Annotated in this window: 17 protein-coding genes; 6 read left to right on the forward strand and 11 right to left on the reverse strand. The window is 66.5% G+C overall.

Translation table 11 applies throughout. The annotated features are described in order from the left end of the window. Positions 1 to 153: 153 nt before the first annotated feature. The 4 genes from hsaB to hsaA form a co-directional block, all read right to left on the reverse strand. Complete coding sequence (gene hsaB / locus ACQY5A_RS05950) at positions 154 to 717, reverse strand: 3-hydroxy-9,10-secoandrosta-1,3,5(10)-triene-9,17-dione monooxygenase reductase subunit (RefSeq protein WP_428339475.1); 564 nt, start codon at positions 715 to 717, stop codon at positions 154 to 156. Continuing rightward, positions 717 to 1,616, reverse strand: a complete 900-nt coding sequence (gene hsaC, locus ACQY5A_RS05955) for an iron-dependent extradiol dioxygenase HsaC (RefSeq protein ID WP_428339476.1) — start codon at positions 1,614 to 1,616, stop codon at positions 717 to 719. Before hsaC ends, hsaB begins: the two co-directional genes overlap by 1 nt. Then, the gene (gene hsaD / locus ACQY5A_RS05960; protein WP_428339477.1) at positions 1,616 to 2,488 is read right to left on the reverse strand and encodes a 4,5:9,10-diseco-3-hydroxy-5,9,17-trioxoandrosta-1(10),2-diene-4-oate hydrolase; all 873 of its coding nucleotides are present in this window, start codon (positions 2,486 to 2,488) and stop codon (positions 1,616 to 1,618) included. Before hsaD ends, hsaC begins: the two co-directional genes overlap by 1 nt. 81 nt (positions 2,489 to 2,569) lie before the next feature. Beyond that, positions 2,570 to 3,754, reverse strand: coding sequence for a 3-hydroxy-9,10-secoandrosta-1,3,5(10)-triene-9,17-dione monooxygenase oxygenase subunit (gene hsaA / locus ACQY5A_RS05965; protein ID WP_428339478.1), 1,185 nt, complete (start codon positions 3,752 to 3,754; stop codon positions 2,570 to 2,572). Positions 3,755 to 3,910: 156 nt separating this feature from the next. On the opposite strand from hsaA, the gene ACQY5A_RS05970 reads away from it, so the two are divergent. Continuing rightward, positions 3,911 to 4,987 (forward strand): 2Fe-2S iron-sulfur cluster-binding protein, encoded by a 1,077-nt coding sequence (locus tag ACQY5A_RS05970; protein ID WP_428339479.1) that lies wholly within the window; start codon positions 3,911 to 3,913, stop codon positions 4,985 to 4,987. A gap of 189 nt (positions 4,988 to 5,176) precedes the next feature. Here ACQY5A_RS05970 and ACQY5A_RS05975 read toward each other — a convergent pair whose 3' ends face one another. After that, a complete protein-coding gene (locus tag ACQY5A_RS05975; protein WP_428339480.1) occupies positions 5,177 to 6,028 on the reverse strand; it encodes a type 1 glutamine amidotransferase domain-containing protein in 852 nt (283 codons plus the stop codon). Positions 6,029 to 6,164: 136 nt separating this feature from the next. Between ACQY5A_RS05975 and ACQY5A_RS05980 the strand changes: the two genes are divergently transcribed. Continuing rightward, on the forward strand, positions 6,165 to 6,497 hold the full coding sequence (locus tag ACQY5A_RS05980; RefSeq protein WP_428339481.1) for a cupin domain-containing protein: 333 nt from the start codon (positions 6,165 to 6,167) through the stop codon (positions 6,495 to 6,497). 21 nt (positions 6,498 to 6,518) lie between these two features. Here ACQY5A_RS05980 and ACQY5A_RS05985 read toward each other — a convergent pair whose 3' ends face one another. Then, entirely contained in the window at positions 6,519 to 8,630 is a 2,112-nt protein-coding gene (locus ACQY5A_RS05985) for an acyl-CoA dehydrogenase (RefSeq protein ID WP_428339482.1), read from the reverse strand. A gap of 305 nt (positions 8,631 to 8,935) precedes the next feature. Between ACQY5A_RS05985 and kstR the strand changes: the two genes are divergently transcribed. Beyond that, on the forward strand, positions 8,936 to 9,541 hold the full coding sequence (kstR, locus tag ACQY5A_RS05990) for a cholesterol catabolism transcriptional regulator KstR (protein WP_428339913.1): 606 nt from the start codon (positions 8,936 to 8,938) through the stop codon (positions 9,539 to 9,541). A gap of 3 nt (positions 9,542 to 9,544) precedes the next feature. Here the strand turns inward: kstR and ACQY5A_RS05995 are convergent, their stop codons facing one another. Together ACQY5A_RS05995 and ACQY5A_RS06000 are read right to left on the reverse strand one after the other, a co-directional pair. Then, complete coding sequence (locus ACQY5A_RS05995) at positions 9,545 to 10,675, reverse strand: LacI family DNA-binding transcriptional regulator (RefSeq protein ID WP_428339483.1); 1,131 nt, start codon at positions 10,673 to 10,675, stop codon at positions 9,545 to 9,547. A gap of 47 nt (positions 10,676 to 10,722) precedes the next feature. Then, positions 10,723 to 11,457 carry an SDR family oxidoreductase gene (locus tag ACQY5A_RS06000; RefSeq protein WP_428339484.1) on the reverse strand — a complete coding sequence of 245 codons (735 nt, stop codon included), beginning with the start codon at positions 11,455 to 11,457 and terminating at the stop codon, positions 10,723 to 10,725. 42 nt (positions 11,458 to 11,499) lie between these two features. Here ACQY5A_RS06000 and ACQY5A_RS06005 point away from each other — a divergent pair, with 42 nt between their 5' ends. Genes ACQY5A_RS06005 through ACQY5A_RS06015 form a run of 3 tightly spaced genes read left to right on the forward strand, consistent with a single transcriptional unit; the run spans position 11,500 to position 14,422 of the window. Continuing rightward, the gene (locus ACQY5A_RS06005; protein WP_428339485.1) at positions 11,500 to 12,258 is read left to right on the forward strand and encodes a LamB/YcsF family protein; all 759 of its coding nucleotides are present in this window, start codon (positions 11,500 to 11,502) and stop codon (positions 12,256 to 12,258) included. Further along, on the forward strand, positions 12,258 to 13,184 hold the full coding sequence (locus ACQY5A_RS06010; RefSeq protein WP_428339486.1) for an MBL fold metallo-hydrolase: 927 nt from the start codon (positions 12,258 to 12,260) through the stop codon (positions 13,182 to 13,184). The genes ACQY5A_RS06005 and ACQY5A_RS06010 overlap by 1 nt, the downstream gene beginning before the upstream one ends. Beyond that, positions 13,181 to 14,422, forward strand: coding sequence for an SLC13 family permease (locus ACQY5A_RS06015; RefSeq protein ID WP_428339487.1), 1,242 nt, complete (start codon positions 13,181 to 13,183; stop codon positions 14,420 to 14,422). Before ACQY5A_RS06010 ends, ACQY5A_RS06015 begins: the two co-directional genes overlap by 4 nt. Positions 14,423 to 14,436: 14 nt before the next feature. On the opposite strand, the gene ACQY5A_RS06020 is transcribed toward ACQY5A_RS06015, so the two are convergent. From ACQY5A_RS06020 to cysS, 3 genes are read right to left on the reverse strand one after another with little or no spacing between them, the layout of a single operon-like run. Further along, complete coding sequence (locus ACQY5A_RS06020) at positions 14,437 to 14,940, reverse strand: hypothetical protein (RefSeq protein WP_428339488.1); 504 nt, start codon at positions 14,938 to 14,940, stop codon at positions 14,437 to 14,439. Between the two features lie 2 nt (positions 14,941 to 14,942). Next, positions 14,943 to 15,878 (reverse strand): 23S rRNA (guanosine(2251)-2'-O)-methyltransferase RlmB, encoded by a 936-nt coding sequence (gene rlmB / locus ACQY5A_RS06025; RefSeq protein ID WP_428339489.1) that lies wholly within the window; start codon positions 15,876 to 15,878, stop codon positions 14,943 to 14,945. Beyond that, a complete protein-coding gene (cysS, locus tag ACQY5A_RS06030) occupies positions 15,868 to 17,280 on the reverse strand; it encodes a cysteine--tRNA ligase (RefSeq protein ID WP_428339490.1) in 1,413 nt (470 codons plus the stop codon). The genes rlmB and cysS overlap by 11 nt, the downstream gene beginning before the upstream one ends. Between the last annotated feature and the right edge of the window lie 139 nt (positions 17,281 to 17,419).

A 17,419-nucleotide genomic window follows, 5' to 3' on the forward strand; every position in this document is an offset into this window, starting at 1 on the left:
CGACCCGTTTCGCCGCACTCCGCAACTGCGATACCCGACATCGCCACGCCGACAGTCGTTTTCAGATCGCTCGGCACGTGCCGAGGCCCTTGGGCCGCAGCCGCTTTGTAACAGATCTTCAGAAAAGTGCTCACGGCTAGGGCACGCCGACGACTACAACCAGGTGTCCTGGGTGGTCGTGGTCAGGAATGCCTCCAGATCGTCACGCCATTGCGCCGGCCTGGTCTTGTCCGGTTCGATACCGGTGTAGTCGCCGCGATAGAAGAGCAGCGGCCGCGGCTTGATCTTCGGCACCTCAGACAGCGACTCCACCGCGCCGAACACCACGAAGTGATCGCCGCCGTCGTACACCGATGCCACGCGACAGTCGATGTAGGCCAGCGATCCCTCGATGACCGGCGAGCCGAGTTGCGAAGGTTGCCAGTCGATTCCGGCGAATTTGTCCGTCTCTCTCGAGCCGAAGCGGGCCGAGACGTGCTGTTGGCTCTCGGTCAGCACATTGACGCAAAACGTCCCGCTCGCCTCGATGGCTTTCCACGACCGGGACACCTTGGTCGGGCAGAACAGCACCAGCGGCGGGTCCAACGACAGCGCCGCAAAGGACTGGCAGGCGAAACCGACCGGCGCATCGTCGTGCACGGTGGTGATGATCGTGATGCCGGTGCAGAACTGACCCAGCACGCTGCGAAAGGCGCGGGCATCGATCTGCTCGGACATTACTTGAAGCCGACGCTGAAGTCGTGCCCCCAGAGGCTGATCGCGGTGCTCTCCCGGGCAATCCAGTCGGTGTCTTCGACTTGCCTTCCCTCGCAACCGAATTCGACGTCGAATCCGCCAGGGGTCTTCATGTAGAACGACAGCATCAGGTCGTTGACGTGGCGGCCCAACGTGGCCGACATCGGCACCTTGCGCCGAAGCGCCCGGTCCAGGCACAGCCCGACGTCGTCGGCCTCCCCGACCTCGATCATCAGGTGGACGATGCCGCTGGGGGTTTGACCGGGCATGAAGGCCAGACTGTGGTGACGGGAGTTGCAGCCCAGGAAGCGTAGCCAGGCCGGCGGCCCGTCGGCGGGCCTGCCCACCACCTGCGGAGGCAGCCTCATCGAGTCACGAAGCGTGAACCCGAGCACGTCGCGGTAGAAATGCAGGGTCTCGGCGTCGTCCCGGGTGGTCAGCACGACGTGGCCCAAGCCCTGCTCACCGGTGACGAACTTGTGGCCATACGGGCTGACGACCCGGCGATGCTCCAGCGCAGCACCGTGGAAGACCTCCAGACCGTTGCCGGAGGGGTCGGAGAACGTGATCATCTCGTCGACCCGGCGATCGGCCAGCTCGGCGGCGGTGGCCTCCTTGTAGGGCGTGCCCTCGACATCGAGACGGTTGCGGATCTCTTGCAGACCTTCGGCATTCGCGCATTCCCAGCCGGCTTCGGAGAGCCGGTCATCCTCGCTCGGCACGATCACCAGGCGCGCGGGAAAGTCATCCATCCTCAGATAGAGCGCGCCCTCGGTACTGCCTTTGCCCTCGATCATGCCGAGGACTTTCAGAGCGTAATCGCGCCACGCCTGCATGTCGGTGGCTTCGATGCGCAGGTAGCCCAGTGATCGGATGCTCATCACGCGCCTCCCAGGAAGTCGATGGTCAGCTTGTTGAATTCGTCGAACTTCTCCACCTGCGCCCAATGCCCACACTGGCCGAACACGTGAAGCTGCGCGCGCGGAATTGTCTTGAGCGCCACCAGCGCGCCGTCCAACGGGTTGACCCGGTCTTCACGGCCCCAGATCAGCAGCACCGGCTGGCGCAGTTTGTGAACCTCGCGCCACATCATGCCCAGCTCGAAGTCAGCTCCGGCGAACGACATTCCCATTGCCCGGGTCGCCATCAGCGATTCCGGGGTGCTGGCCAGTTCGAAGCGCTGGTCGATCAGTTCCGGGGTGATCAGTTTCTGGTTGTAGACCATCACCCGCAGGAACCCCTCGAGGTTTTCGCGGGTCGGCTCGACCGAGAACTTGCCGAGCCGCTTGACGCCTTCGGTGGGGTCGGGCGCGAACAAATTGATGCTGAGCCCACCCGGACCCATCAGCACCAATTTGCCGGCGTTGTCTGGGTAGTCGAGGGCGAACCGGACCGCGGTGCCACCGCCTAGCGAATTGCCTACCAGCGGAACACGCCCCAGACCCAGGTGATCGAAGAGACCCTTCAGCGCCCGGGCGGCGTAGTGGTTGAACTGCCCGTGCTCGGCGCGCTTGTCGGAGTGGCCGTATCCGGGCTGGTCGACGGCCAGCACGTGAAATTGCTCAGCCAGCACCGGGATGTTGCGGGAGAAGTTCGTCCAGCTCGCCGCACCCGGCCCGCCGCCGTGCAGCAGTACGATCGTCTGCTCGTTACCGACTCCGGCTTCGTGGTAATGCAGCTTCAGCGGTCCGTCGACGTCGACGTCGGCGTAGCGAGAGGTGGACTCGAACGTCAGCTCTGTGGTCGTCGTCATTCAGCGCCGCTCCTCTCCCCCGCAAGCGGGAGGTGCCCCCACATCGCTCCCTTGCTCTGCATCGTCGTCGGCGCGCATTCCCTAGACCATGGTGTCGCCGGGCGGCAGCCCGAACTCGTGGTTACCGAAGATCTGGTAGGCCCGCTCGGGGTCGTTGGCCGCGTGGACCCGGCCCGCGTGCGCATCGCGCCAAAACCGTTGCACCGGTGCATCGCTGGCCAGCGCGGTGGCGCCAGAAGCCTCGAACAACCGGTCGACGGAGGCGATGGAACGCCCGGTGGCACGGACCTGGTCGCGACGGGCGCGAGCCCGCAGTTCGAACGGGATCTCCTTGCCGGCAGACAGCAGCGCGTACTCGTCGCTGACGTTGCCGATCAGCTGACGCCACGCTGCATCGATGTCGCTGGCGGCTTCGGCGATGCGGACCTTAGCGAACGGGTCGTCCTTGGCTTTCTCACCGGCGAATGCTGCGCGCACCCGTTTGCCCTGGTGCTCCACGTGCGCGTCGTAGGCGCCGTAGGCCATCCCGACGATCGGCGCCGAGATCGTCGTGGGATGCATTGTGCCCCAAGGCATCTTGTACACGGCGGCGGTGTTGTTCAAGTAACCGCCGGCGGTGCCGTCGTTCATCTGCTTGTAGGACAGGAACCGGTGCCGCGGCACGAAGACGTCCTTGACGATGACGGTGTTGCTACCAGTTCCCTTGAGTCCCACCACATGCCAGACGTCATCGATGCGGTACTCGGTGCGCGGGATCAGGAAGCTGCCGAAGTCGACCGGCCGGCCGTCCTTGATCACCGGACCGCCGAGGAAGGCCCAGGTTGCGTGGTCGCAGCCCGATGACCAGTTCCACGATCCGCTGACCAGATAGCCGCCGTCGACCACTGTGCCGGCGCCCATCGGTGCGTAGGACGACGAGACGCGCACTCCTGCGTCCTCGCCCCAGACCTCGTCTTGGGCCTGCTGGTCGAACAACGCCAGGTGCCAGTTGTGTACACCGATGATCGAACTGACCCACCCGGTGGACCCGCATGCGCTGGCGATCCGGCGGACCGCCTCGTAGAATACTGCGGGGTCGGTTTCCAGGCCGCCCCATTGCTCGGGCTGTAGCAACTTGAAGAAGCCGATTTCCTGGAGCTCACTCACCGTGGCATCGGGCAGACGCCGCAGGTCCTCAGTTTCCTGGGCCCGCTGCCGCAGCTTGGGTAGTAGTTCGTCGATACCGTCTAGGACCGACTGGGCGTCACGTTGTTGAATGGACGTCACGGCTTCCTCCAATAAGGGTGGCTTGCATAGGCCAGCACAGACAAAGACTAGAACACGTTCCGATTTGTGTCGAGCAGCGTGTTGCTGCGGCTGGTAGCTATACTCAGCCAAATTTCTGTAACCTGTTCTAGTTATGACCGAAGGAAGGGCGGGGTAGTGACGGGCGCAATTCCCGACGAGCCGCTCGGCAGCCACGTTTTGGAGCTGGAGATCGCCGACGTCGTCACCGAGACCGATGACGCGCGGTCGCTGGTCTTCAGCGTTCCCGACGATTCCCAGGTACCGGCCGAGCGACTGCGCTACGCCCCCGGCCAGTTCCTGACGCTGCGCATTCCCAGTGACCGCACCGGCTCGGTGGCCCGCTGCTATTCGCTGTGCAGCTCGCCGTTCTCCGACGAGGCGCTGACCGTCACGGTCAAGCGGGACCGGGACGGCTACGCGTCGAACTGGCTCTGCGACAACGCCCACGCCGGCATGCGCGTTCACGTGCTGGCCCCCTCGGGCACCTTCGTGCCCAAGACCCTCGACAGCGACTTCCTGCTGTTGTCCGCCGGCAGCGGCATCACACCGATCATGTCGATCTGCAAGTCCGCGTTGTCCGAAGGCGGCGGCCAAGTCGTGCTGCTGTACGCCAACCGCGACGAGCGGTCGGTGATCTTCGGCGACGCGCTGCGCGAGCTCGCCGCCAAGTACCCGGACCGGTTGACCGTCGTGCACTGGCTGGAGTCGCTGCAGGGATTGCCGTCGGCGACCGCTCTGGCGCAGCTGGCCGGGCCATTCACCGACCGGCAGGCGTTCATCTGCGGCCCAGGGCCGTTCATGGAGGCCTCGCGCGAAGCGCTCGAAAGCTTGAAAGTGCCTGCGGCGCAAGTGCATCTCGAGGTGTTCAAATCACTGGACAGCGACCCGTTCGCCGCGGTGACGATCGAGGACAGCGTTGACAGCGGCGATTTGCCCCATGCCAGCGCGGTCGTGGAACTGGACGGCCAAACCCACACCGTGTCGTGGCCGCGCAAGGCGAAGCTGCTCGACGTGCTGCTCGATGCCGGCCTGGACGCGCCGTTCTCCTGCCGTGAAGGCCACTGCGGCGCCTGCGCCACTACGCTGCGCGACGGCAAGGTGAGCATGGAAGTCAACGATGTGCTGGAACAGCAGGATCTCGACGACGGGTTGATTCTGGCCTGCCAGGCGCACCCACAGACCGATTCGGTCGAAGTCACCTACGACGAATAGCCGCAGCGTAAGTTCTGCTCAGGCTTAGCGAGAGGACGCTGGTGAGATGACGCGGCTGGTCACGGCGCTGGCAGGCGTCGGCCCGCACCTGCGCGCAGGCCAACTTTTCTTAAGCTCTACCGCGAGACTGCTTACAGAGCTGTTGTTTTCGCGATTCCGCAGCCCAGGTTTCTGTTTCGCGGTGAGACGTCAGAGCTTGTCCGACAACACGTTTGCGAACGTGTGGGTGTCGCCCGGCCAGCGCGCTGACACGTAATCGCCGTCATCGACGACGAACGCCGGCCGTGCATCGGTCGCGGTGTCGCGGGCCATCCCCGACGTCTTCGCACGATAGTGCGATGCGCCCTTCTCGACATCGAGGAAGTCCGCCGGATTCTGCAGTGCCCGAGTGACTTCCGACTGCACGGACATGTAGCCCGCGGATTGGCCGGGCTCCTCGCGGTAGGTGCGGTAGTAGTCGCGGTCCCAAAATCGGGTGACCCGCGACAGGCGCCACGCGGTTCGCTCCAATGCCCACGTCAACGCGGTGGTCCGGTGACCGTAAAGGACCGAATGACCGGTCGCGGGATCGATGCTGCGCGCGGCGAGCAGCACGCCGTGGCAGATCGCGGCGACCTTCAGCCCCCGGGCGAAGGCGTCAACGACGAGGCGGTGCAGGATCTCGCTGTCGATGTAGGAGCGCATGCCGCGGGCGCGATGGCCGCCGGGCAGCAGCAGCGCGTCGACGCCGTCCAGGGTGGCGGCTGTCCAGCTGGACGGATTCTGGTACTCGGGTGAATTCAGCATTTCACGGTAGGCCCCGCGCGCGTCTTTGTTGGCTCGCAGCGCACGCCCCACGACCGAGATGGCGCCCAGCACCGGCAGCTTCGACCAGAGGTCAAGGCCGCGGCCGGTGACCATGATGTCGTCGGCGATTCCGGGTGCGCCGCTTTCGGTGGCAAAGAGGACCGAGTGACCGTTGGCGCGCAGCACCTGCCAGCTGACCGCGACCTCGGTCGGGTCGAAGTCGCGGTCGGGAATCGGAATCAACACGGTGCCCATCAGTAGAAGAGAGTTTACGACGACGCGATTCCTCGCCACTAGTTGCTGAAACCGAAAGCCACCGAAATCTCGTGACGCACGGATAACCTCAATCTTCGACATCGAAGTCGCCCAACTGACCGACGAGGGATGACTTATGAGCATGGCTTACCTGGCGCAACCGGAGCAGCAGCAGCAACTGGAATGGCTAGGCGGCGGCACACTGGCAATCTGGCTCGACGATGAGGAGATGGAGATGTCGGAGGGCGGAATCGTGTTCTTGCCCCAAAACATTCCGCACGCATACCGCATCACGTCCAAGAAAGCCGACCTGCTGATGATCAACACGCCCGCCGGAATCGAGGGCATGTTCCGCTATGCCGGTCGCGACAGAGCTACGCCGCGACCCGAAGGATTCGAAATCTCGCCCGAGCGGATGGCCGAGGGCGCGGACAAGTTCGGGCAGATCGTTCTCGGTCCTCCGCGCTGACCGCGCGAGTGCCGACGAAGCTCAGCGCGGCAGGCCGAGCAGCCGTTCCGCAGCCACGGTCAACAGGATCTGCTCGGTGCCGCCGGCGATCGTCAGGCAGCGGGTGTTGAGGAAATCCTTGACGCGCTTGTCGAAGGCGATGCCATGGCCGTCCGCCAGATCCATCCGGTATTCGGCCAGTGCCTGCCGGTACCGCACGCCGATAAGCTTGCGCACACTTGACTGGGGGCCGGGGTCCCTACCGCCCACCGCCAGCTGCGCGATGCGCTGATCGAGTAGCGAGCCGACCTGCGCGGTGATGATCAGGTGTGCGAGCTGATCCTGTTGTGCAACATCAAGATTCGCTTTGGCAGCCTCGGCGAGTAGCTCCTCCATCGGGTTGCCCAGCGCCGTACCGCCGGCCATCGCGATGCGTTCGTTGGCCAGCGTGGTGCGAGCCAGTCGCCACCCGTCGTTGACAGTGCCGACCACCATCTCGTCGGAAACGAACACATTGTCCAGGAAGACTTCGTTGAACAACGCGTCGCCGGTGATCTCGCGCAGCGGCCGGATCAGGATGCCGGGCGAGCTCATGTCAATCAGGAAGTACGAGATGCCTTTATGTTTTGGAGCGTGAGGGTCCGTTCTAGCCAGGCAGACACCCCACTGCGCTTTGTGCGCCGACGAGGTCCACACCTTCTGCCCGGTCAACTCCCAGCCGCCGTCGACCTTCACCGCCTTGGTGCGCAGTGACGCCAGGTCCGATCCGGCTTCGGGCTCGGAAAACAGCTGGCACCAGAAGATTTCGCCGCTCAGGGTGCCCGGGACGAAACGCTCGACCTGCTCGGGTGTGCCGTGTTCGAGAATGGTCGGCGCCGCCCACCAGCCGATCACCAGGTCGGGCCGGGCCACGCCGGCCGACGCGAGTTCTTGATCGATCAGCAACTGCTCGGCGGGTCCGGCCCCGCGGCCGTGCGGCGCGGGCCAGTGCGGCGCCAACAGCCCCGTCTCGGCCAGCTTGGCCTGCCGCTCGCCCTCCGAGAGCGCGGCGACACCCGCTGCCGCCTCGGCGATCTCGGGCCGCAGGTCGGCGACGTCGCTGAGGTCGAAGCTGAGATCGCGGCGGACGCCGTCCTGGGTCAGCTCGGTGGTCCGGCGCAGCCAACGGGCGGGCCCGCCGAGGAACTGCCCGATTCCATACGCCCGGCGCAGATACAGATGTGCGTCGTGCTCCCAGGTGATCCCGATGCCGCCGAGCACCTGGATGCAGTCCTTCGCGTTGGCCTTGGCGGCCTCGATTGCGATGCCCGCGGCAGTGGCCGCAGCGATGGACAGCTGACGAGGATCACCGTCGTGGGCGGCGCGGGCGGCATCGGCGGCGGCAACCGCCACCTGCTCAGTGCGACAGAGCATTTCGGCGCACAGGTGCTTGATCGCCTGGAAGCTGCCGATCGGTTTGCCGAACTGCTCTCGCACCTTCGCATACGCGACGGCGGTGTCCAGTGTCCAGCGGGTGATCCCCGCAGCTTCGGCGACCAGCACCATCACGGTCAGGTCTGTGACCCACCCGGCGGGAGCGTCGATCACGCGGGCAGGAGCGGAGGTGAGCACCGCCCGCGCCAGTGGCCGGGAGAAGTCGGCAGGCTGCAGCGGCTCGACGGCCACTCCTTCGGCAGTGGCGTCGACGAGCAGCCACGTCTGACCGGCCGGCACCAGCAGCAGTCCGTCGGCGACGCCGCCGAGCAGCCACGGCACGGTCCCGGACACCTGCAACGCCGCCTCGTCGAAGTCGACATCGCCGTCGAACGCAACCCCGGCGGTGCGCTCCCCGGACACGAGGGCCTCACGTAGCGCCGGATCGGACACTACAAGCGTGGCTAACGCGGTGGTCGCCACCGGACCGGGCACCAACGCCCGGGCGGCCTCCTCGACCATGGCGGCGAGATCTTCGATGCTTCCGCCGGCGCCGCCGCAGTCCTCGGGGACCGCGACCCCGAACAGGCCCAAGCCGGCCAGACCGTCGAATACCGGCTCCCAGGCGTTCGGCTCACCCTGCTCGATATCCCGGACCGCTTCCGTCGCTCCGGAGCCGGCCGCCCAGTCGCGGACCAACTCCCGCGCCGCAAACTGTTCATCGGTGATGGTGCTCGCCACCTGAACTCCTCGATCGACGGAAAACAGCGCAGCGCAGACGCCGAGACACACTATGCGCAGCACTAGAACGTGTTCTAATAGTGCCAGTGTTCGACCGCCAAGTCGAATGCCATCGCAGCAGGACATCCCGGTGTCCAGGCCGCACGGAGGTGAGAGATTCACGCTCGGCATGCGTATCGTTTCGAGTGAGTGCGCAGAAAAAGGAGTTGTTCGTCCAAATGACCCCTCTCAGTTCGGGGCCGGCCCGCACCACGTCGGCCGAACCCGCGGGCTCGTCCACTGCGCAACCTCGTGAGGTGATGAACGTGGCAGTACTGGCCGAGTCAGAGCTCGGCTCCGAGGCGCAGCGGGAGCGTCGTAAGCGCATCCTGGACGCCACGATGGCGATCGCTTCCAAGGGCGGCTACGAGGCAGTTCAGATGCGCGCGGTGGCCGATCGGGCAGACGTCGCGGTGGGCACGCTGTACCGGTACTTCCCATCCAAGGTGCATCTGCTGGTATCAGCGCTCGGCCGCGAGTTCGAGCGGATCGACGCCAAGACCGACCGCTCCACGCTGACCGGCGGAACGCCGTATCAGCGGCTGAACTTCATGGTCAGCAAGCTCAACCGGGCGATGCAGCGCAATCCCCTGCTCACCGAGGCCATGACACGTGCCTACGTCTTTGCCGACGCCTCGGCCGCGGGTGAAGTCGATCACGTCGAGAAGCTGATCGACTCGATGTTCGCCCGGGCGATGAGCGACGGTGAACCGAGTGAAGACCAGTACCACATCGCTCGGGTGATCTCGGATGTCTGGCTGTCGAATCTGCTGGCGTGGCTGACCCGACGGGCATCGGCCACCGACGTCAGCAAACGACTGGATCTCGCGGTTCGACTGTTGATCGGCCACGGGGACACCGCCAACGTCTGATTTTTAAGCGGGCGGCCCGGATGTTCGTCCGCGGATCAGCTGGGTTCTGATCACCTCGACCGTCGGGTTGAGATCGCCGCTCAGTAGGAGTTCGCCTGCGCGACGGCCCTTTTGCAGGCTTGGCTGCACGACCGTGGTCAGTCCGCGGCTCATCGCCTCGGCGACGCCGTCGAATCCGGTGACCGTCATCTGGCCGGGCGCGAACGTGCCGCGGGCGCGCAGATAGTCCATCGCCGACACCGCCAGCACGTCGGCGGTGCACATCAGTGCCGTGATCCGTGGGTTGGCCTTCAGCGCGATTTGAGCTGCGACGCCGCCGGATGTCGGGGTGTGCTCGTGGCTTTCGACGACGGTCAAGGCATCCGGGTCGAGGCCGGCGGCGGTCATCGCCTCGCGGACTCCGCGGATGCGTTCGCCCTGAACGTGGAAAGTCGACGCGTGTAGTCGCTTCGTGTCGACCAGACCCTGGTGCCGGTCTCGTAGCAGCCGCATCGTCAACAGCCCGATCTCGCGGTGGCCCAGACCGAGCACGTAGTCGGCTATCTCGCGCATCGCGGCGCGGTCGTCGATGCCGACCCACGATGCGCCGGGAACGCCCTTGGGTTGGTCGACCACCACCAACGGCAATCGCCGCTGCAGCACCACCTGCAGGTAGGGGTCGTCGCCGGCCGCCGAGTAGACCACGAAGCCGTCCACGCCGGCGGCGAGCACCGACGCGGTCCCGTCGGCAACACTGCGGTTCGGGCTCACCGCCACCAGCAGCAGCCCCTGTCCGCCCTCTTCGCACGATTGTGCAAGTCCCGCAACGAAATCTAAGGCAGCGGGGTCTCTGAAGGAGTAGGTGAGCGGTTCGGTGATCACCAAGCCCACCGCGCCGGCCCGGCAGGTGCGCAGCGATCGCGCGACGGGGTCGGGCCCCGGGTAGCCCAGGCGTTTCGCGGTGGCGAGCACCCTTTCCCGCAACGCATCCGACAGTTGGTCAGGCCGGTTGTAGGCATTCGAGATGGTGGTCCGAGAGACCTTGAGCTCAGCAGCCAGCGATGCCAGGGTCGCCCGGCGACGATGCGGGCCGACGGCGGCCCGCTGAGGAGCCGGGCCATCCAGCTCAGCCCGGCGTCGCGGCAGGGGGCTCATGAACGGTGAGGTTACCGGGCATTCTCGGGTGAGCCGTATTTCGGCGACTACGCCTGAGCGGTGGGGCGCACGACGATCTCGCCGACGTCGACGTCCGACGGTTGGTCGATCGCGAAGGCGATAGCTCGCGCGACGGCGGCGGGTGCCATCGCGATGAGATCGCGGCGCTGCTCCAAACCAGCCCGAGTGGCGGGATCGGCGATCGACTCCGCGAAATTCGTCGATGTCAAGCCCGGCGAGATGATCGTCACCCGCAGATTCTCGCCGGCCTCCTGGCGTAGGCCCTCGGAGACGGCGCGCACCGCCATCTTGGTGCCGGCGTACACCGACTGGCCGGGCGTTACCCGGAAGGCGGCGGTAGAAGCCGTGTTGACGAAATGCCCAAAGCCTTGCCGGCGGAAAACGGGGAGTGCTGCCGCGATTCCGAAGAGGACGCCTTTGAGGTTGACGTCCACCATCGCCTCCCAGTCGTCGACGCAAAATTCGTCGAGCGGCGAGACCGGCATGATGCCGGCGTTGCTGACCAGAACGTCGAGCCTGCCGTGGACGCGGGTGGCCAGCGAGACGAATTCCGCGAGGTCACCACGACGACTGACATCGGTCACACTGGCGACCACATCAGCACCGGACGCCGATAGTCGCGCCGCGACCGCGTTCAGCTTGTCGGCACCGCGAGCGCCCAGAATCAGCTTGGCTCCGCGTTCGGCGAGAAGCTCGGCCGTCGCCTCGCCAATCCCGCTGCTGGCCCCGGTGATCGCCACTACTTTCTCGTCAACCGTCACAGGCCCGAAGCTACGCGCGGCCGCGCGCCTAAGCTATCGACCGTGGCCAGAATCGACCTCAATGCCGACCTGGGTGAGGGCTTCGGCGTCTGGCGGCTCGGGGACGACGACGCCATGCTCGGCATCGTCAGCAGCGCCAACGTCGCGTGCGGATTCCATGCGGGCGACCCAGCCGGACTGCTGTCAGTGTGCCGGCTGGCAGTCGAGCGCGGCGTGCGGATCGGCGCGCAGGTGAGTTACCGCGACCTGGCCGGCTTCGGCCGGCGCTTCATCGATGTCGCCCCCGAGGATCTGCTCGCCGACGTGATCTATCAGATCGGCGCCCTGCAGGGACTCGCGCAGGCCGCGGGCTCCGGGGTCTCTTACGTCAAACCCCATGGCGCGCTGTACAACACGATCGTCATCAACAGCGAGCAGGCCGCGGCCGTGGCCGAGGCGGTGCAGACTGTCGACCCGGATCTGCCGGTGCTCGGCCTGGCGGGCTCTTCGTTCTTCGACGAAGCCGGCCGGCGCGGGCTTCGCACCGTGGGCGAAGCGTTCGCCGACCGGGCCTACCAGCCTGACGGTCAACTCGTCTCGCGGCGCGCGCCGGGCGCGGTGCTGGACGACGCGGCTGCCATCGCCCAGCGCGTGCTGACGATGGTGACCTCGGGAACCGTCACCGCCGTCGACGGCTCGACGGTGAACGTGAGCGTGGAATCGGTCTGCGTGCACGGTGATTCACCAGGCGCGGTGCAGATCGCGGCCGCAGTACGGGAGCGGCTGGCGGCCGACGGCATCGACCTGAAGGCGTTCTGCTGATGCGACTGCGACCGGGGCGCCCCGACCTTGCGCGGCACGCACACCGCTTCACCGTGCCGACCGCTGCATCCGACGCACCGCTGACGGTGACGTGGCTGGGGGTCTCGACACTGTTGATCGATGACGGCTCCTCGGCACTGATGACCGACGGCTTCTTCTCACGGCCGAGCCTGGCCCGCGTCGGACTCGGCAAAGTGGCGCCCTCGCCCGCACGGGTCGACGGGTGTCTCGCGCGGGTCGGGGTAACCCGCCTCGAGGCGGTGGTCCCGGTGCACACCCACTTCGACCACGCCCTGGATTCCGCGCTCGTCGCCGACCGCACCGGCGCCCAGTTGGTCGGCGGCGAGTCCGCGGCGAATGTCGGGCGCGGATACGGCCTCGACGAAGACCGCATGATGGTCGCCGACTCAGGCGCGCCAATTCGGCTGGGCGACTTCGACATCACGCTCGTGAAATCGCACCACAGTCCACCCGACCGTTTCCCCGGCACGATCGACCAGCCCGTCGTGCCACCGGTCAAGGCTGCTGCCTACCGATGCGGCGAGGCCTGGGCGACGTTGATCCACCACCGTCCCTCCGACCGTCGAGTCTTGATCCAGGGCAGCGCCGGGTTTGTGAAAGGCGCACTGGCCGGGCAACACGCGGATGTCGTCTACCTCGGTGTGGGCCAACTCGGCGTGCTGCCGGAGTCGTACGTGGTCGACTACTGGACGGAGACGGTGCGCACCGTCGGGGCCCGACGGGTGGTCCTGGTGCACTGGGACGACTTCTTCCGGCCGTTGTCAAAGCCGTTGCGGGCCTTGCCTTATGTCGCCGACGACTTGGACGTCTCACTTCGCACCCTGAGTGCGCTGGCCGAGCGCGACGGCGTCGCGCTGGACATGCCGACGGTGTGGCGACGCGAAGACCCCTGGGCCCGAGTTTGACGCTCCTTCTGGCTGTCCTGTCGCTGGCGGCGGTGCTGGCGTTCGCGGTTGTCCGTCCACGGGGCTGGCCGGAAGCCATCGCAGCGGTGCCCGCGGTGGCACTGCTGCTTGCCGTCGGCGCAATCTCGGTGCACGACGCGACAGTCGAAGCCGAACGCCTGCTGCGCGTCGTCGCATTCTTGGGCGCGGTGCTGGTGTTGGCGAAAATGTGCGACGACGAAGGCATGTTCGAGGCGGCCGGGGCGGCGATGGCGCGCGGACGGGTAGGTTCACGACGCCTGCTGGGACAGGTGTTCGTGATCGCAGCCATCATCACTGCGGCGCTGAGCCTGGACGCCACCGTCGTATTGCTGACCCCGGTGGTGTTGACGACGGTTCGGCGGTTGCGGGCTCCGGTGCGGCCGCACGCGTACGCCACCGCGCACTTGGCCAACGCCGCTTCGCTGCTTCTTCCAGTGTCGAATCTGACCAACCTGCTTGCCTTCAACGCCTCAAACCTGTCGTTCATCAAATTCACGTTGCTGATGACGCTGCCGTGGCTGGCGGCGGTGGGTACCTGTTACCTCGTTTTCCGGGTTTTCTTCCGTCGCGATCTCAGCGTCCCGCCCGAACCCGTCGAGGACGAACCCCCTCCTCCGACACCCGTGTTCGCCTTGGTGGTGGTAGCTCTGACGCTGGCCGGGTTCGTCGTCGCCGAAGCGGTAGACGTGGCTCCGGCGTGGGCGGCGCTGGCCGGGGCGGCAGTGCTGGCAGTGCGCAACCTTGCCCGGCGTCGCACCACGGCGGTGGAGATCGTGCGCGCGGTGAACGTGCCGTTCCTGGTCTTCGTGCTCGCGCTCGGTGTCGTCGTGCAGGCGGTGATGCGCAACGGCGTGTCCGACCGGATGGGTGCGCTGTTGCCGTCCGGCACCGGATTGCTCGCCCTGCTCGGCTATGCAGCGCTGGCGGCGGTGCTGGCCAACATCGTCAACAATCTGCCTGCGACACTGGTCCTGGTGCCCCTGGTGGCGCCGGCCGGTCCGGCCGCGGTGTTGGCCGTGCTGATCGGGGTGAACATCGGCCCGAACCTGACCTACGTCGGGTCCTTGTCGAACCTGTTGTGGCGCAGCGTATTACGACGCTACGACGTCGAGGCCAGCGTCGGAGAGTACACCCGACTCGGATTGTTTACCGTTCCCACGTCCCTGGTGGCCTCGGTGCTGGCGCTGTGGGCCGCGGGGCTGCTGCTCGGCGTCTGAGTCCTGTCGACGCACTAGTCAGACGGGTGCGCGACAGCAGAGCCAACAGCTTCGGCCACAACGTAACCAAGCGATCCGGCGAGCGCAGCGAACTTGATCAGCGCCGCGGTCCGGGCCCGGCGAGCGTAAGTGTCGACGCGGTCGCGGTCGAGCACTTTGAGCAGCGAGATGCCTTCGATGGCGTCGCCCGCGACCGCGACAGCGACAGCGGAAGTGAGCGCCCGCGGGTGTTCCCAACGACGGCGCGCACGCTCGACCAGTAGCGCGGCGAGGGCGCCGTAGGTCGTCATGTAGCCGAAATCGAGCCACATCGAGGCGCGTGCCGACCGTTCGCCATCGGGACCCCACTGCGCCATGATCTGCTCGGCACGAAAACCGCTGCCGGCCAACTCAAATGGGATGATTCCAGGTCCGCTGGTGGCCCGCATCCGGCGTTCCAGCACCGTCATGACCGCGGTATAGCCTGCGAAAACGCCGGTCGCGACGAGAATCTTGTGTTCACGCAGATGACCGAGCATCGCTAGCGCCTGCGTTGACGCGCGATCTCAGCCAGCACCACGCCGGCGGCCACCGAGGCGTTCAACGACTCGGTCGGGCCGGCCATCGGAATCGACACCACTGCATCGCAGCTCTGACGCACCAGCCGGGACAGCCCCTTGCCCTCCGATCCCACCACCACGACGATCGGTCCGGCGCCATCGATTTCGTCGACGACCGTGTCGCCGTCGGCGTCAAGCCCGACGAGCTGCATGCCTCGGTCGGCCCAATCCTTCAGCGTCCGATTGAGATTGGTCGCACGCGCGACCGGGATACGCGCCGCGGCGCCCGCGCTCGTCCGCCAAGCGACTGCCGTCACCGAGGCGGACCGCCGCTCGGGAATCAAGACGCCGTTGCCGCCGAACGCCGCAACCGAGCGCACGATCGCGCCGAGGTTGCGCGGATCGGAGATGTTGTCGAGCGCGACCAGCAGCGCAGGCGGATTGTTGAGGGCGAGCTTGAGTAGCTCGTCGGGATGCAGGTAGGCGTATGGCGGCACCTGCAGCGCAATCCCCTGGTGCAACCCGTTGGTGGTCATCCGGTCCAGGTCCGTGCGTGGAACTTCCAGGATCGCGATGCCGGAATCGGCTGCCAGAGTGACGGATTCGGTGAGCCGCTCGTCGGCCTGGGCGCCGAGTGCGACATAGAGTGCGGTGGCAGGAACCCCCGCGCGCAGGCACTCCACCACCGGGTTGCGCCCAAGAACGGTCTCGACGGTGTCGTCTTTGCGCCGGATGGGCCCTTGCCGGCGTGCCTGCACCTTGGCCCGCTTGGCGGCCGGGTGATTCGGCCGCATGTGCGCGGGTGGAGTCGCTCCGCGACCCTCCAAGCCACGGCGCCCCTGACCGCCGGAGCCTACCGTCGGGCCCTTCTTGGATGTCTTGCGAATCGCGCCGCGGCGCTGCGAGTTACCGGCCATCAGGGTGTGCCTCCAACGACCACTGCGGGCCGTCACCAGTGTCGGTCACTTCGATGCCGGCGTCTTTGAGCCGATCCCGGATCTCGTCGGCGAGCTTCCAATCACGTTGCACGCGAGCCTGTTGGCGCCGCTCCAGCTCGGCACGCACCAGCACGTCCACCGCACCGAGCGCGGCCGACGTCTCGTCGCGGGACTCCCAGCGCTCGTCGAGTGGATCGCAGCCGAGGATGCCCATCATCGCCCGGATCGCGCCAGCCTCGGCCAGCGCGGCGTCGTGGTCTCCGGCGTCGAGCGCCCGGTTTCCTTCCGCGCGGGTGCGGTGCACTTCGGCCAGCGCCGTCGGCACCGCCAGATCGTCATTGAGCGCGGCCGCGAACCGCGGGGTCCACTCGGCCGGCTCGACGGCACCGACCCGGGTACGCACTCGGTGCAGGAAATCCTCGATACCGACGTAGGCGTTGACGGCGTCCTTCAACGCCGTCTCCGAAAACTCCAGCATCGAGCGGTAGTGCGCGCTACCCAGGTAGTACCTGAGCTCGGCGGCGCGCACCCGCTGCAGCATCGCCGGGATCGCCAGCACGTTGCCCAGTGACTTGCTCATCTTCTCGCCGCCCAGCGTGACCCAACCGTTGTGCAGCCAGTATCTCGCGAATTTGTCGCCCGCGGCGCAGCTCTGCGCGATCTCGTTTTCGTGGTGCGGGAACACTAAATCCATTCCGCCACAATGGATATCGAATTCTGACCCAAGGTAGGTGCGGGCCATCGCGGAGCATTCCAGGTGCCAGCCCGGCCGGCCGCGTCCCCATGGCGTGGGCCAGGACGGTTCACCGGGCTTGGCGCCCTTCCACAGCGTGAAGTCGCGCTGATCGCGCTTACCGGTTGCCGCGCCTTCGCCCTGATGGACGTCGTCGATCCGGTGACCGGACAGTTGGCCGTAGTTGGGGTAGCTCAGCACGTCGAAGTAGACGTCGCCGCAACCTTCGTAGGCGTTGCCGGATTCGATCAGTCGCTCGATCAGCTCGACCATCTGGGTGATGTGGCCGGTGGCCCGCGGTTCGACTGATGGCGGCAGGACGCCTAGCGCGTCGTAGGCGGCCGAGAACGCCCGCTCGTAGGTGGCCGCCCATTCCCACCACGGCCGGTCCGCTGCGGCAGCCTTGTTCAGGATTTTGTCGTCGATATCGGTGACATTGCGGACGAACGCGACGTCGCAGCCGCTCGCCGTCAGCCAGCGCCGCAGGATGTCAAATGCCACGCCACTACGCACGTGGCCGATGTGGGGCAGGCCTTGGACGGTGGCGCCGCACAAGTAGATGGAAACGTGCCCGGGCCGCAGCGGAACGAACTCACGAACGGCACCGGTTGCCGTGTCGTGTAGCCGCAGGTCGGCGCAATCGGTCACGACGTGCCAGCTTACCGGGCCGAACACAGCGCCGGTGACCACCGCAGCCGGGTAGCTCGATTCCGGTCGCAAAGCCCGCCGGACAGGGCGCGGGCATGGACCGGCCGGGGAAACGATCAGCGCGATGCGAAAAGATCGC

Origin of the sequence: Mycobacterium sp. (assembly GCF_965277065.1) — a bacterium.
GTDB lineage: Bacteria > Actinomycetota > Actinomycetes > Mycobacteriales > Mycobacteriaceae > Mycobacterium.

Excerpts from the sequence above, each read along its gene's own strand:
- hsaB (WP_428339475.1), bottom strand. The coding sequence starts at position 717 with ATGTCCGAGCAGATCGATGCCCGCGCCTTTCGCAGCGTGCTGGGTCAG.
- hsaC (WP_428339476.1), bottom strand. The coding sequence starts at position 1,616 with ATGAGCATCCGATCACTGGGCTACCTGCGCATCGAAGCCACCGACATG.
- hsaD (WP_428339477.1), bottom strand. The coding sequence starts at position 2,488 with ATGACGACGACCACAGAGCTGACGTTCGAGTCCACCTCTCGCTACGCC.
- ACQY5A_RS05975 (WP_428339480.1), bottom strand. The coding sequence starts at position 6,028 with ATGGGCACCGTGTTGATTCCGATTCCCGACCGCGACTTCGACCCGACC.
- ACQY5A_RS05980 (WP_428339481.1), top strand. The coding sequence starts at position 6,165 with ATGAGCATGGCTTACCTGGCGCAACCGGAGCAGCAGCAGCAACTGGAA.
- ACQY5A_RS05995 (WP_428339483.1), bottom strand. The coding sequence starts at position 10,675 with ATGAGCCCCCTGCCGCGACGCCGGGCTGAGCTGGATGGCCCGGCTCCT.
- ACQY5A_RS06010 (WP_428339486.1), top strand. The coding sequence starts at position 12,258 with ATGCGACTGCGACCGGGGCGCCCCGACCTTGCGCGGCACGCACACCGC.
- ACQY5A_RS06020 (WP_428339488.1), bottom strand. The coding sequence starts at position 14,940 with ATGCTCGGTCATCTGCGTGAACACAAGATTCTCGTCGCGACCGGCGTT.
- rlmB (WP_428339489.1), bottom strand. The coding sequence starts at position 15,878 with ATGGCCGGTAACTCGCAGCGCCGCGGCGCGATTCGCAAGACATCCAAG.